General features: G+C 64.4%; 10 protein-coding genes. 8 read left to right on the top strand and 2 right to left on the bottom strand.

Features of this window, described 5'->3' with window-relative positions; translation table 11 throughout:
- Positions 1-24 precede the first annotated feature (24 nt).
- The 8 genes from HELO_RS00630 (at position 25) to ntrC (ending at position 9,369) form a co-directional block, all read left to right on the top strand.
- On the top strand, positions 25-909 hold the full coding sequence (locus HELO_RS00630; protein WP_013330880.1) for a LysR family transcriptional regulator: 885 nt from the start codon (positions 25-27) through the stop codon (positions 907-909).
- Positions 910-1,045: 136 nt separating this feature from the next.
- On the top strand, positions 1,046-1,942 hold the full coding sequence (locus HELO_RS00635) for a HalD/BesD family halogenase (RefSeq protein WP_013330881.1): 897 nt from the start codon (positions 1,046-1,048) through the stop codon (positions 1,940-1,942).
- Positions 1,943-2,014: 72 nt separating this feature from the next.
- Positions 2,015-3,283 (top strand): M24 family metallopeptidase, encoded by a 1,269-nt coding sequence (locus HELO_RS00640; protein WP_013330882.1) that lies wholly within the window; start codon positions 2,015-2,017, stop codon positions 3,281-3,283.
- A gap of 29 nt (positions 3,284-3,312) precedes the next feature.
- A complete protein-coding gene (locus HELO_RS00645) occupies positions 3,313-4,182 on the top strand; it encodes a glycine betaine ABC transporter substrate-binding protein (RefSeq protein WP_013330883.1) in 870 nt (289 codons plus the stop codon).
- 373 nt (positions 4,183-4,555) lie between these two features.
- On the top strand, positions 4,556-5,962 hold the full coding sequence (glnA, locus tag HELO_RS00650) for a glutamate--ammonia ligase (protein WP_013330884.1): 1,407 nt from the start codon (positions 4,556-4,558) through the stop codon (positions 5,960-5,962).
- Positions 5,963-6,169: 207 nt separating this feature from the next.
- Positions 6,170-6,751, top strand: a complete 582-nt coding sequence (locus HELO_RS00655; protein ID WP_013330885.1) for a DUF4124 domain-containing protein — start codon at positions 6,170-6,172, stop codon at positions 6,749-6,751.
- Positions 6,752-6,923: 172 nt separating this feature from the next.
- Positions 6,924-7,970, top strand: a complete 1,047-nt coding sequence (glnL, locus tag HELO_RS00660) for a nitrogen regulation protein NR(II) (protein WP_013330886.1) — start codon at positions 6,924-6,926, stop codon at positions 7,968-7,970.
- Positions 7,963-9,369, top strand: a complete 1,407-nt coding sequence (gene ntrC, locus HELO_RS00665) for a nitrogen regulation protein NR(I) (RefSeq protein WP_013330887.1) — start codon at positions 7,963-7,965, stop codon at positions 9,367-9,369. The genes glnL and ntrC overlap by 8 nt, the downstream gene beginning before the upstream one ends.
- An 89-nt stretch (positions 9,370-9,458) precedes the next feature.
- On the opposite strand, the gene HELO_RS00670 is transcribed toward ntrC, so the two are convergent.
- Together HELO_RS00670 and HELO_RS00675 are read right to left on the bottom strand one after the other, a co-directional pair.
- Positions 9,459-11,651 carry an esterase-like activity of phytase family protein gene (locus HELO_RS00670; protein ID WP_013330888.1) on the bottom strand — a complete coding sequence of 731 codons (2,193 nt, stop codon included), beginning with the start codon at positions 11,649-11,651 and terminating at the stop codon, positions 9,459-9,461.
- Between the two features lie 146 nt (positions 11,652-11,797).
- Positions 11,798-13,615, bottom strand: coding sequence for an aminopeptidase P family protein (locus HELO_RS00675; protein ID WP_013330889.1), 1,818 nt, complete (start codon positions 13,613-13,615; stop codon positions 11,798-11,800).
- Positions 13,616-13,617: the final 2 nt, after the last annotated feature.

Here is a 13,617-nt window from a genome sequence, read left to right on the forward strand (position 1 = left end):
CCTGTCGGTCAGGCGAGCAACGCCATGCTGGATATCAAGTTCTATGTGCTGATCGATGCCATCGCGACGCACGGTACTGTCCATGAGGCGGCTGCGGCGATCGGCGTGACTCAGCCGGCGGCGACGCATCGTATCCGCGAGATGGAACGTCGGCTGGGTGTGTCCCTGTTCCTGCGGGAGGGGCGCCGTCTGGTGCTGACGGCATCCGGCGAGCGCCTGGTGGCTGCCGCCAGGGATGTGCTGCCGAAGTTGCGCAATGCGGAAATCGAAGCCTGGCAGCTGGCGCGTCATGGCGAGCCGCCCATACGCCTGGGTATCGGCCCCTACGATACGCTCTCCCGGATCGTGCCCCATCTCTATGATCACCAGTACGGCGACATCGACCTGGTGAGTCTGCCGATGCCCGAGATGACCGGCGCCTTGCTGGCCAGGCGGGTCGACATGATTCCCATGATCGAGGTGCCCGTGCAACGGGGCCTCGACTATCGTGAACTGTTCGAAGAGCCGCTGATGGCAGTGATGCCGCCGTCTCACCCCTATGCCGACAGCGATGCGGTACCACCCGAGGTGTTCGATCGTGAGCGTCATTTCACTTATAGCGTGGCGCCGGAAGCAGGGCATGAGTTCGAACACTTCTTTCAGCCCGCCGGCATCTATCCCTCGCACATGGTGCAGGTCGAGTCCGTGAACCTGATTCTCGACCTGGTGGCGGCCGGCAAGGGGGTGAGCATCCTGTCTCGCTGGGCGGTTCGTGATGCCGCCCGTTCGGGGCGTGTGGTCATGCGCCCCCTGGCCGGCGAGTTGCCCCGCATTCCCTGGTATCTGGCTTTCGCCGATGAGCCTCGCGTCGCCGAGGTGGCCATTCCTCTGGCGTTGCTGTTGCGCGAGCAATATCGGCAGACCACGTGAGCCACGTTTTCAACTGATTGAATCAATTGATAAAAAAGTCATGACATCGGCGACGGAATTCTGATTGGAGTTGGCGAGAGGGCCTGCCTAGCCTAGGCCGCAGTACTTATCCCGCCACCCAAGAGGAGACGAGTCGATGCCAACTTCTGCCCTTCGCGACGAACGCTCAGCGACCCCCCAAGCGCCTGGTACCCCTTCCCTGGCGCGGCTGGTCGACCTGCAGCAGTACCCGATCGACCGGCAGGAAAGCGACGCCTATCGTCATGCGGTTGAACAGGTGCGAGCCCAACTGCGACAGGACGGCTGCGCACTGTTGTCCCGGTTCATTCGTGACGATGTCGTCGAGACGCTGCGCCAGGAAAGTGAGGCCCTGGCCCCTCTGGCCTACTATTCCGACAACAACGTCAATCCGTATGTCACCCAGGACGATCCCAGCTTGCCCGAGGATCACCCGGTGCGTTGCTTCCAGCACTACACCAATGGGTTCGTGGCCAAGGACCTGATTCCCGAGGACGCCATCGTCAAGACGCTCTATCGCGATCCGGCGTTTCAGCGGTTCATCGCTGACTGTCTCGAGGAACCGGTCATCTATGAGTTCGCCGATCCCATCGCCGGCCTGGTAATCAATGTCATGCCTGACGATACCGAGCTGCCCTGGCACTTCGACACCAATGAATTCATCGTCAGCCTGATGACGCGACGGCCTCATAGCGGCGGGGAGTTCCAGTATGCGCCCAACATCCGCCGCCCCGGCGAGGAGAATTTCGCCGCTGTGCAGCGCATCCTGGAAGGCGATCACACCGAGGTCGAGTCGCTGACGCTCAATACCGGCGACCTGCAGCTCTTCAAGGGGCGCTATTCGATGCACCGTGTGGCCTCCGCCCAGGGACAGCGTTTGTGCACCCTGCTGGGTTACGCCAAGACCCCGAACATGATGGGCAGCCTGGAGCACACCGAAAAGATCTATGGTCGCGTGACCCAGGCCCACATCGACGCTCACAACCAGCATCGCCACGACAATCTCATGGGGTAGGCGCGACGAGCCGAGGCTCTCCATGCCTGACCTGTCCGCCTGCCCGCTGACCAACGAGAGAGTGCAGTTTTCATGAGCCAGATCGTGGCACTGGCCGACGTCCCTCGAGACGGTCGGTCTTACGTTGACGGTGATTTTCGTCGCCAATCCATCGATGACGAGCTGCTGTCGCGGGTCGAGCGCTATCGTCTCGACCGCCTGCGTCAGCAGATGCGCCATCATGAGATGGATGCGCTCATCCTGTTCGACCCGATCAATATTCGATATGCCTGCGGCGTTCGCAACATGCAGGTCTATTCGCAGCGCAATCCCGCGCGCTATCTCTACGTGGCCGCTGACGGTCCGGTAGTGCTCTACGAGTTCAGTGCCTGCATGCACCTGGCGAAGGATGCCCGGCTGCTGGATGAAGTTCATCCGGCGAGGGCCGTCATGCCGCAGTACAGCGGGCCTCGTTGCCCGCAACACACGGCGGCCTTCGTCGATGACATGCGCTCCCTGTTCGCACGCTCGGCTACGCAGGGCAAACGGCTGGGCATCGAGTCGGCTCCTACCGCGGCCGTATCCGCCCTTGGCGAGGCGGGATTCGAGCTGATCGATGCCGCCGTCGCCGTGGAAGGCGCCAAGTCCATCAAGAGCCTCGATGAGCTGAGCCTGATCCACCGTTCGGTGACACTGACGGAATCCGCCATGGCGCACATGGAAGCGGCCCTGAGGCCGGGCATGTCCGAAAACGAGCTATGGTCCATTTTCAACCAGCATGTGCTGGCCACGGGGGGCGAATATGCCGAAACCCGGCTGCTGGCCTCGGGGGCACGCACCAATCCCTGGTTCCAGGAGTGTTCCGACAAGATCATCGCGCCTGGTGAACTCGTGGCCTTCGACACCGACATCGTCGGCTGCTTCGGCTATTACACCGACTTTTCAAGAACCTTCCATGTCCCCGGATGTGGTGGTCCCACCCAGGAGCAGAAGCGGCTCTATCGGATGGCGGCCGATCAACTGGAAAGCAATATCGCCCTGCTGGCACCCGGCATGAGCTTTCGCGAGTATTCACGCCGCGCCTGGCCGATTCCCCGGGGATATCGCGAGAACCGCTACCTGGACATCGTCCATGGTTGCGGGATGACCGGTGAATGGCCGCTGATCGCCCATGACATGGATTGGGACGATGTCGGCTACGACGGTGACATCGAACCCGGCATGACCCTGTGCGTGGAAGCCTATATCGGGCATCGCGATGGCCGCGAAGGGGTCAAGCTGGAGGAACAGGTGTTGATTACCGAACGGGGGATAGATCGTCTGTCGACGTATGGCTATGACGATGAGTTGCTGGGTTCTTGACCCTTTTCCATGACAATCTAAGGAGACCCATGAAATCGATTACTTCTCTTCTCGTTGCACTTGGCGCCCTGGGGGTTGCCACTACGGCATCGGCCGACGAGACATTGACCATCGGCACCAACAACTGGTCGGAGAATATTGCCGTCTCTCACCTATGGCAGCAATTGCTGGAGGAGCGGGGATACCGCGTCGAGCTGACCACGACCGGCAAGAGCATCATCTTCAGCGCGCTGGCCCAGCGCGATATCGACATATCGCTGGAAGTCTGGCTGCCCAATGGTGATGCCCAATACCTGGAGCCCTATCAGGATCGTATCGATGTCCATGACGCCTGGTATCACGGCGCCCAGGACGAGCTGGTGGTGCCGGCCTATCTCTCGGATATCGACACCATGGAAGACCTGAAGGCCAATGCGTCACGCTTCGAGTACCAGGGAGAGCCGACAATCATGGGCATCGAGTCGGGTTCCGCCATCGCGGGGGAAACGGAAACCGCCATCGAGCGCTACGAGCTGCCGTTTCGCCAGTTGAATAGCTCGTCACCTGCCATGCTGGCCTCGCTCGAGGAGGCGTATCGCAAGGAAGAACCCATCGCGGTCACGCTCTGGCAGCCGCATTGGGCCTATGCGCAATATGACCTGAAGGCCATCGAGGATCCCGAGGAGGCCTATGGCGGCGGCGACGACATCAAATGGATGTCCACGGCCGGGTTCGCCGAAGAGCACCCCGAAATAACGGATGTCCTCGATGGCTGGTACATGAGCCATGGCCAGCTATCGGATTTGATGTTGACCATCGAGGACGTCGGCAGCCCAGAAGAGGGCGTCCGTCGCTGGATCGCTGACCACCCGGCGCTCATCGAGAAGTGGCTGGGCGATTTCGAGGACGCCGATGCATGACGCGTCTCGTCCCATGGGGGCGTGAGGGCAGCACATTTGCACTGTTTTGGTGCTGACTCTTTCATGGCGCTCCATTTTGGTTCATCGAGAGCTGCCTGTGTCGCATCGATATAGGGCGGTGAGCAGGCAGGCTTGGCTCGGGAGAACCAGGAAGGAAAATTTTCCTTTGCAAGATCAGGGTGCTATGAAAGCCGGGCATGAGGATGCGCCATTTTGGCACGCTTTCTGCTTCACCACTGCAAACGCCATGGTCGCTTCGGCGGTTGTGGGCAGCCAGCTTACGGCGTGCTACAACGTTCGCTACTCGACCAGCAGTCAAGACGCTTTGAATTCGCTTCAGAGTTAACGAGCCAAGCTCATTGTGGAGGACCTCATGTCTGACAAGACTCTCGCCCTGATTGAAGAACATGATGTGAAGTGGGTCGATCTGCGCTTCACCGACACCAAAGGCAAGGAACAGCACGTCACCATCCCGGCTCGCGATGTGGACGAAGAGTTCTTCGAGAACGGCCAGATGTTCGATGGCTCCTCCATCAATGGCTGGAAGGGGATCAACGAGTCGGACATGATCCTGCGTCCGGAGGACGGCACCGGCTTCCTCGACCCCTTCACCGAAGATGCCACCCTGGTGCTGCGCTGCGACATCATCGAGCCGGCCACCATGCAGGGCTATGAGCGTGATCCGCGCTCCATCGCCAAGCGTGCCGAGGCGTATCTGCAGTCTTCCGGCCTGGGCGACACCGCCTTCTTCGGTCCGGAGCCCGAGTTCTTCGTCTTCGACGAGGTGCACTGGAAGGCCGACGCCGAAGGCGCCATGTACAAGATCACCTCCGAAGAGGGTGCCTGGGCCACCGACCGCCACGTCGAAGGCGGCAACCTGGGTCACCGTCCGCGGGTCAAGGGTGGCTACTTCCCGGTACCGCCGGTGGACAGCTTCCACGACATCCGTGGCGTGATGTGCAGCACCCTGGAGGCCATCGGCCAGACCGTCGAAGTGCATCACCATGAGGTGTCCAACGCCGGCCAGAACGAGATCGGCGTCAAGTTCAACACCCTGGTGAAGAAGGCCGACGAGCTGCAGGAAATGAAGTACGTGGTGCACAACGTGGCCCACGCCTACGGCAAGACCGCGACCTTCATGCCCAAGCCGGTGGTCGGTGACAACGGTTCCGGCATGCACGTCCACCAGTCCTTCTGGAAGGACGGCCAGAACCAGTTCGCCGGTGACGAGTACGCTGGTCTCTCCGAGATGGCTCTGTACTACATCGGCGGCATTATCAAGCATGCCCGTGCCCTGAACGCCTTCACCAACGCGTCGACCAACTCCTACAAGCGTCTGGTGCCGGGTTTCGAGGCGCCGGTGATGCTGGCCTACAGTGCGCGCAACCGTTCTGCGTCCATCCGTATCCCCTACACCGCAAGCCCGAAGGGCAAGCGCATCGAGGCCCGCTTCCCGGACCCGACCGCCAACCCCTACCTGTGCTTCGCGGCGATGCTGATGGCCGGCATCGACGGCATCAAGAACAAGATCCATCCCGGCGATGCCATGGACAAGAACCTCTATGACCTGCCGCCGGAAGAAGGCAAGGCCATCCCGACCGTGGCCGAGAGCCTCGATCAGGCGCTGGAAGCGCTGGATGCCGATCGCAGCTTCCTGACCGAGGGCGGCGTCTTCACCGACGAGACGATCGATGCCTACATCGAGCTCAAGTCCGAGGACATCGAGCGTCTGCGCATGACGACCCACCCGATCGAGTTCGACATGTACTACAGCTGCTGATCGTCGGCGCTTCGGCGCCGCGTTGCAGCGAGAAGGGGCACGCCTGCCGGGCGTGCCCTTTTTTATGCACGAGATGTATACGCTGGAGTTTTTCGTGCGAGGGACTGTGCGCGAGACATTGCCCGAAAGCGTGCGAGGTCGCTGATCTGTCGGGCAGTGCCTAATCTCCAGTTGAAGGGCAGGATGCCCGCTGCCGGGGAAGGGCTCATGGATAGGCCAACAATCGCGATACTGCTGTGGCTTGTGGTGGTGAATCAGGCCATGGGCGGGCAGGTCCTCTACCGCACCACCGACGCGCGGGGCCATGTGTTCTTCACCGACGATCCCGCGCGTGGCGGCGAGCCGGTCGAGCTTGCGCCGATCAGTGTGGTGCCGGCGCTGCCGGCCTCGTCAACGGCGACTCGTGCAGCATCGAGCGACGCCGCCGGCGATGCACCCTCCCGGACGTATGACGTCTTCACGATCGCCGCACCCGACGATGACACGACCCTGCCCACAGGATTCGCCGGCAAGGTGCGGGTGCGGCTCGAACTGCGGCCGGCGCTGCGTGAAGGGCACGGGCTGCGTCTGCTGCTCGATGGAGACATCGTGAGGCCCGCGGCGCGCGAGCCGGTCATCGAACTCGTCAATCTGGTGCGTGGCGAGCACCGCTTGCAGGCGGAACTGCTCGATGAGCGGGGCCGGGTGCTACGCCGCACGCCCGAGGTGACGCTGCATGTGCAGCGGGCCAGCGTGAACCTGCCGCAGAATCCCAATTGTCCCGCTTCCCGTGGCCAGGACGACCGCTGAGGGTGCATCGATCGGCCAGGATCGTGCATGCACCATAGTAGTGCACTAGGATGGTGCACAGTTCCGGTGCCTGTTGCCCGCCAGCGCCCGTATGCCGGTCGTGCCGAAGTGGCGCGCTTCTTGCACCGGACTTCTCCAGTTGGAAACTTCTACGTGCATCGCGGGATCGTCCATGTATCAACGTTTGATGGAACACCTCACCACTGCCGTCCTCTTGCTGGATGGCGGGCTGCGATTGCAGTGGATGAATCCGGCGGCCGAGGCGCTGCTGGCGCTGAGTCGCTCGCGGGTGACCGGCCAGCCCCTGCCGGAACTGGTCGTGGGCGAGGAAGACATCGGCGAGCTGCTGGCCAAGGCGAGGGACGAGTTTCATCCCTTCACCCAGCGCGAGGCGCGCCTGACGCTGGTCACCGGCGATGTACTGACCGTGGACTACACCGTCACGCCGCTTTCCCGGGACGAGCTCTTGCTGGAAGTGGAGCCACGCGACCGCCTGCTGCGCATTTCCCGGGAGGAAGCGCTGCAGACGCGCCAGGAAACCATCAAGGTGCTGGCGCGCGGCCTCGCCCATGAAGTCAAGAATCCCCTCGGCGGCATTCGCGGTGCGGCCCAGTTGCTGGAACGCGACCTGGAAAGTCCGCAGCTCACCGAATTCACCCGGATCATCATCGAAGAGGTCGACCGCCTGCGCGACATGGTGGATGCGATGCTCGGGCCCAATCAGGTCGAGCGCCATGAGCCGCTGAACATCCACAAGGTGCTCGAGCGGGTGCGTTCGCTGCTCACCGTCGAGCATCCGAGCGTGACGATCATCCGCGATTACGATCCCAGCCTGCCGGATCTCGTCGGCGACGAGTCGCAGATGATCCAGGCCATGCTCAACGTGGCGCGCAATGCCGTCGAGGCCATGACGGAATCCGATGTACCGGCCCCCAGCCTGATGCTGAGAACCCGTGCCCGGCGACAGTTCACCCTGGGCGCCGAACGCCATCGGCTGGTCTGCGAGGTGTCGATCATCGACAACGGTCCGGGCATTCCCGAGCGACTGCGCGAAACCCTGTTCTATCCGATGGTCTCGGGGCGTGCCGAGGGCAGTGGGCTGGGCCTGTCCATCGCCCAGTCGATCCTCCATCAGCACCAGGGGCTGATCGAGTGCGACTCCGCGCCTGGCCACACCGAATTCCGCCTGCTGATACCGCTGGAGAAATCCCATGAGTGAAGCCGCTCGCGTCATGATCGTCGACGATGACCGCGCCATCCGCTGGGTGCTGGAGCGTGCCCTGGCCCAGCCCGACCTGGAGGTCGAATGCGTCGAGCGCGCCGATCGGGTGCTGCCACGGCTGCTCGAGGAGCCGCCCGACGTGCTGGTCACTGACATTCGCATGCCGGGGATCGACGGCCTGGATTTGATGGCCCGGGTGCGGGAGGCGCATCCCGATCTGCCGGTGATCGTGATGACCGCGCATTCGGATCTCGACAGCGCCGTGGCCTCCTATCAGGGCGGAGCTTTCGAATATCTGCCCAAGCCCTTCGACGTCGACGAGGCGCTGGCCCTGGTGCGCCGCGCCGTGGCCCATGCCCGGGAACGCCAGCGGCCGGTCACGCCCCCGGAAGGCCTCGAGACCGAGATCATCGGCGAGGCGCCGGCCATGCAGGAGGTGTTTCGCGCCATCGGCCGGCTCGCTCAGTCGCACATCACGGTGCTGATCAACGGTGAGTCGGGCACCGGCAAGGAGCGCGTGGCCCAGGCGCTGCATCAGCACAGCCCTCGGGGCAGCCGGCCCTTCATCGCCCTGAACATGGCGGCGATTCCCCGCGATCTGATCGAATCCGAGTTGTTCGGTCATGAAAAGGGCGCCTTCACCGGTGCCACGGCCCAGCGGCAGGGACGTTTCGAACAGGCCGATGGCGGCACCCTGTTCCTCGACGAGATCGGCGACATGCCCGCCGAAACCCAGACCCGCTTGCTGCGGGTGCTGGCCGATGGCGAGTTCTATCGGGTCGGCGGCCATACGCCGGTCAAGGTGGATGTGCGCATCATCGCCGCCACCCACCAGCACCTCGAGGAACTGGTCGACGACGGGCGTTTTCGCGAGGATCTCTTCCATCGCCTCAACGTGATTCGCATCCACCTGCCGAAGCTTGCCGATCGGCGCGAGGACATTCCTCGCCTGGCGCGTCATTTCCTCGCCGAGGCCGCCAAGGAACTGGCCACCGACGTCAAGGTGCTGACCGAGGAAGCCGAGGAGCACCTGACCCGTCTGGCCTGGCCGGGCAACGTGCGTCAGCTCGAGAACACCTGCCGTTGGCTGACGGTGATGGCCTCCGGGCGCGAGGTGCTGGTGGAGGACCTGCCGCCCGAACTGCGCGACGGGGAGGGTGGTGGCGCCTCGGGCGACTGGCGTCTGGCCTTCCGCGATTGGGCGGATCGTGCCCTGGCCGCCGGCCATACCCACCTGCTGGAAGAGGCGGTCCCGGATTTCGAGAAGATCCTCATCGAGACCGCGCTCAAGCATACCGGCGGACGCAAGGGCGAAGCCGCCGAACTGCTGGGCTGGGGGCGCAACACCCTGACCCGCAAGCTCAAGACGCTGATGCCGGAAATGGCGGAGGATTGAGCTACGGGCTGAACCCCCACTCTCATCGGTGACCCTCTGAGTAGCGGGGGTGGGGTTGCTCGGATCTCGTGGCTCGAAACTCGTGGCTTTTAGTCGAGTGCGACCGGGAAGAAGCGGGTTTCGCCGGAGGCGTCGTCCACGCCGTCGTTATCGGTGACCACATAGGCTTGTCCGGCGGCGTCGAAGGTCAGCCCTTCGACCTTTTCCAGGACATAGCCGCCCGTGTCGCGCAGCAGCGGTATCAGATCGAGAACGACGTCTTTGCGCACGGTAGGCAGCTCGCCACCCAGCTCGGCGGGCTGGAGCTGGTCGAAGGCGACGCGCGTGACCTGCTTGATGTGCGCGGCTTCGCCGACCTGATTGTCGCGCTCGATCAGATAGAGCGCATCGTCCTTGGCGGCGAGATCCGAGAGGCCGACCCAGCCGTCGCCTTGCGGCCTATCCAGCGGGTAGCGCACGCCGCCCCACTGCTGCGTTGCGGGATCGTAGGCGAGCAGCATGGCGGTATTCTCCGGATCGCCCTGCCAGGGGCGCTGCAGGGCCACCCAGAGCTTGCCGTCGATCCGTACGATGCCTTCGGCACCATAGCGCGTCTGGCGCTCGAGGACCGATTCGGGCAGCGGGACCTGTGCCTGGATCGCTCCCTGGCTGTCGACATGCAGCAGGGCGTGGGGAATCTCCTTCTCGGCGTTGCCCTCGTTGGCCAGCCAGAAGCCACCGGCGCCATCCGGGGCGATCCCTTCGAGATCGAGTCCGGTGGCAGGCTCGCCATCGCGGGTGACCACGCTGGCGGCCGTGATGCGCGCCGGCTGCGAGGCCTTGTCGATGGTGTAGATCGTCGGTGCATTGGCATAGGCCGAATCGTTGACCGCATACAGGCGGTCGGCGTCTTCGGGGTCGCTGGCCAGGGCGGAAAGCGCACCCCAGCCGGTGATCGGCTTGCCATCTGCATCGAGCGCGGCGGTGATTTCCGGATAAGCGGCGTCGCCCTCGGCGCGCTGATAGATCATCACGTGGCTGAGTGGCCCGCCATCCGCTCCGAGATCTTCTTCGTTGGAGGTGGCGAGCAGTTGCCGCCCGGGAATCGCGACCGCGCCTTCCGGGCCGCTGCCGGAGGGCAGAAGCTGCACCAGTTCCGGCGCCTCTCCGGTATCGCGGTAGACGCCGACGACCGAGCCGCGCTCCGAGAGCACGAAGATATAGCGCTGACCGTCATAGGTGCCGACTTCCAGCCCTTCCGGCTCGACGCCCTTCGCGTCGGAGCGTCCTTCCGGATAGTGCCCGGCGGCGGCCACGGCATGCTCGAACGCAGCCCCGGACTCATGGGCCACGCTGCCATCCGCGTTGAAGATGGTGAAGCCGCGGGAGCCGCCTTCGTAATCGCCTTCATTGGCCGTCACCAGGCGTTCGGTATCCAGCCAGTGGACGGCATCGGGCTCGCGCTTGATGCCTTGTAGCCGCTCGTCGAACGACAGGCGTCCATCTTCCGCCGTGTCGATGTCGGCGAGATCGACGGTACCCGCGGAGAAGTCGCTGACTACTCGACCGCTGGCGGCATCGACGATCACGACGTGGTTGTTCTCCTGCAGCGTGACGGCGATCCGGTTGTCGTCGTTGATGTCGACGAATTCCGGTTCCGGGTCTGAAGGTGCGATCTCGGCAAGGCCGGTCAGGGCCACCTTGCGGCCGTTGTCGCAATCGGGAACGCCTTGCTCGAGCGGGAAGATCATCAGATAGCCGGCCGGCATCTGAGGTATGCGGCCGTCATTGGCATCCTCGTCGCGCTCGTTCTCGATGGCGATGGCGGCCCAGCCGTCGTCGGGCGATATGGCGACGGAGTCGGGTTGTCCGCCCAGTTGGCAGGAGCGGATCGGCTGCTGGTCCGCCACGTCGATCGCGCGCAGCTCGCCGCTGGGACTAGTGTAGCTCTCCGAGGTATTGATTCCCACCAGTGCCACACCGTGCAGGGCCGAGACCGAAGTCGGCTCTCCCTGCATCGCCATGAAGCCTCCCGCTTGTGGCGCGGCCGGATCGGTGATGTCGATGAAACCGATGCCGCCATGCGGGCTGTCGGAGTAGATCAGGGTATTGCCGTCGGCGCTGGCGGTGATGATCTCCGCCGACGTGACGCTGTCGGGGGCGGCACCTTCTTCCAGGTTCTTGGCGACCGAAAAGGAGGCAATGCGGTTGAACGTCTGGGCTGCCAGTGCAGGCTGGCCGAACGCCAGGACACCGGAGCTCAGCCCCAGCAGACCGGCAAGAGACAATGGCTTGAATGACATCCCTTTTCCTTTTGGCATGACGAATAGCCCAAGGATTGGAACAGACGAGCCATGACGGTTGGATGAAGGGAAGAAGACCCGATGCCGTCGACGCGGCACGAGGGCGCCCGCCGGCGAGGCCGGCGCCCTTCGTCATATGCGCCCGATCAGCCGCGTGCGAGCGGTTGGGTGCGCTTCTCGAGCCAGGCCAGGGCGTCGCCCTCGAGCTTGGGCGCGAGGCGCTCACGCACTTCGGCGTGGTAGGCGTCGAGCCAGTCGATCTCGCTTGCGTCGAGCAGGGAAGGCTCGATGCAGCGGGTGTCGATGGGGCACAGCGTCAGGGTCTCGAAACGCAGGAAGTCGCCGAACTCGCTCTCGGCGGCGGGACGGTTGGCCACCAGGTTCTCGATACGAATGCCCCACTTGCCGGGGCGATACACACCGGGCTCGATGGAGGTGATCATGCCGGGCTGCATGGCGGTATGCGCTGCCACCGGGGCGTGCCAGGCGATGACCTGCGGGCCTTCGTGGACGTTGAGGAAATAGCCCACGCCATGGCCGGTACCGTGGCCGTAGTCGCGTCCGCTGGTCCACAGCGGTGCGCGGGCGATGGCATCGAGCTGCGCCGAGGGAATGCCGCGCGGGAAGTGCGCCCGGGACAGCGCGATGGTGCCCTTGAGCACCAGGGTGTAGTCATCGCGATGCGCGGCGTCGATCTCGCCCACCGGGACCACGCGGGTGATGTCGGTGGTACCGCCCGGATACTGGCCGCCGGAGTCGATCAGCAGCAGGCCGTTGCCTTCGATGGTGGCATGGGCCTCCGGCGTGGCGTGGTAGTGCGGCAGGGCGCCGTTGGCATTGAAGGCGGCGATGGTGGAGAAGCTGCGGCTGACGAAGCCCGGGCGTGCCGCGCGGGCGGCGGTCAGCTTGTCGTCGACGGTCAGCTCGGTGACGGTCTCGCCCCGGGCCAGGGCGTCTTCCAGCCAGGCGAAGAACTCGCAGAGTGCCGCGCCGTCTTCCTCCATGGCGTGGCGAACGTGCTCCAGGTCGCTGTCGCTCTTGCGGCCCTTGGCCAGGGTGCTGGGCTGGAAGGCCTCGACCAGGGTGGCGCCGTCCGGCAGGGCCTGGCGGGTGCCGAGGGTGAGGCGTGCCGGGTCGACCAGCACGCGTGACGTCTCGGGCAACTCGGCCAGCCGTGATGCCCAGTCGGCATAGGGCGCGACCTGGATGCCGTCGCCGGCGAGCGATTCGCGCAGGGTGTCGTCGAGCTTGCCGGGGGCGACGAACAGGGTGGCCGTCTCGCGACCGATCAACAGATGGGCGAGGAAGACCGGATTGAAATCCACATCGTCGCCGCGCAGCTGGGTCAGCCAGGCGATGTCGTCGAGGGTCGAGATCGGGTGCCAGTCGGCCTCGTGCTCGGCCATGGCCTCGCGCACCCGGGCCAGACGCTCGGCGCGGCTCTCGTCCAGGTAGGTGCTGTCGTGGGCGTAGAGCGGCGCCTTGGGCAGCGAGGGGCGATCCGGCCAGATGCTGTCGAGCAGGTCCAGATCGCCGCGCAGTCGAATGCCGGCCGGCGACAGCGCCTCTTCCAGGCGCCGGGCGCTGGCCAGGGTGACGACATTGGCGTCGAAGCCCAGGGTAGCGCCGGATTCGAGATTTTCGGCCAGCCATTGCATGGGCGCATCGCCCTGGCCGGGGTGCAGCTTCATCAGCTCGATGCCGCTGCCGGCCAGTTGCTCCTCGGCCTGAACCCAGTAGCGGCTGTCGACCCAGACGCCGGCGGCATGCCGGGTGACCACCAGGGTGCCCACCGAGCCGTCGAAGCCGGACAGCCAGGCCCGGCCGGCCCAATGCTCCGGCAGGTACTCGGAATTGTGCGGATCGGAGGAGGGCAGCCACCAGGCGTCAATGTCGTGCTCGCGCATGGCATCGCGCAGGGCGGCCAGGCGCTCTGCCGGGGAAGTAGGGGCTTCACGGGACATGG

This window comes from Halomonas elongata DSM 2581, from assembly GCF_000196875.2.
GTDB lineage: Bacteria > Pseudomonadota > Gammaproteobacteria > Pseudomonadales > Halomonadaceae > Halomonas > Halomonas elongata.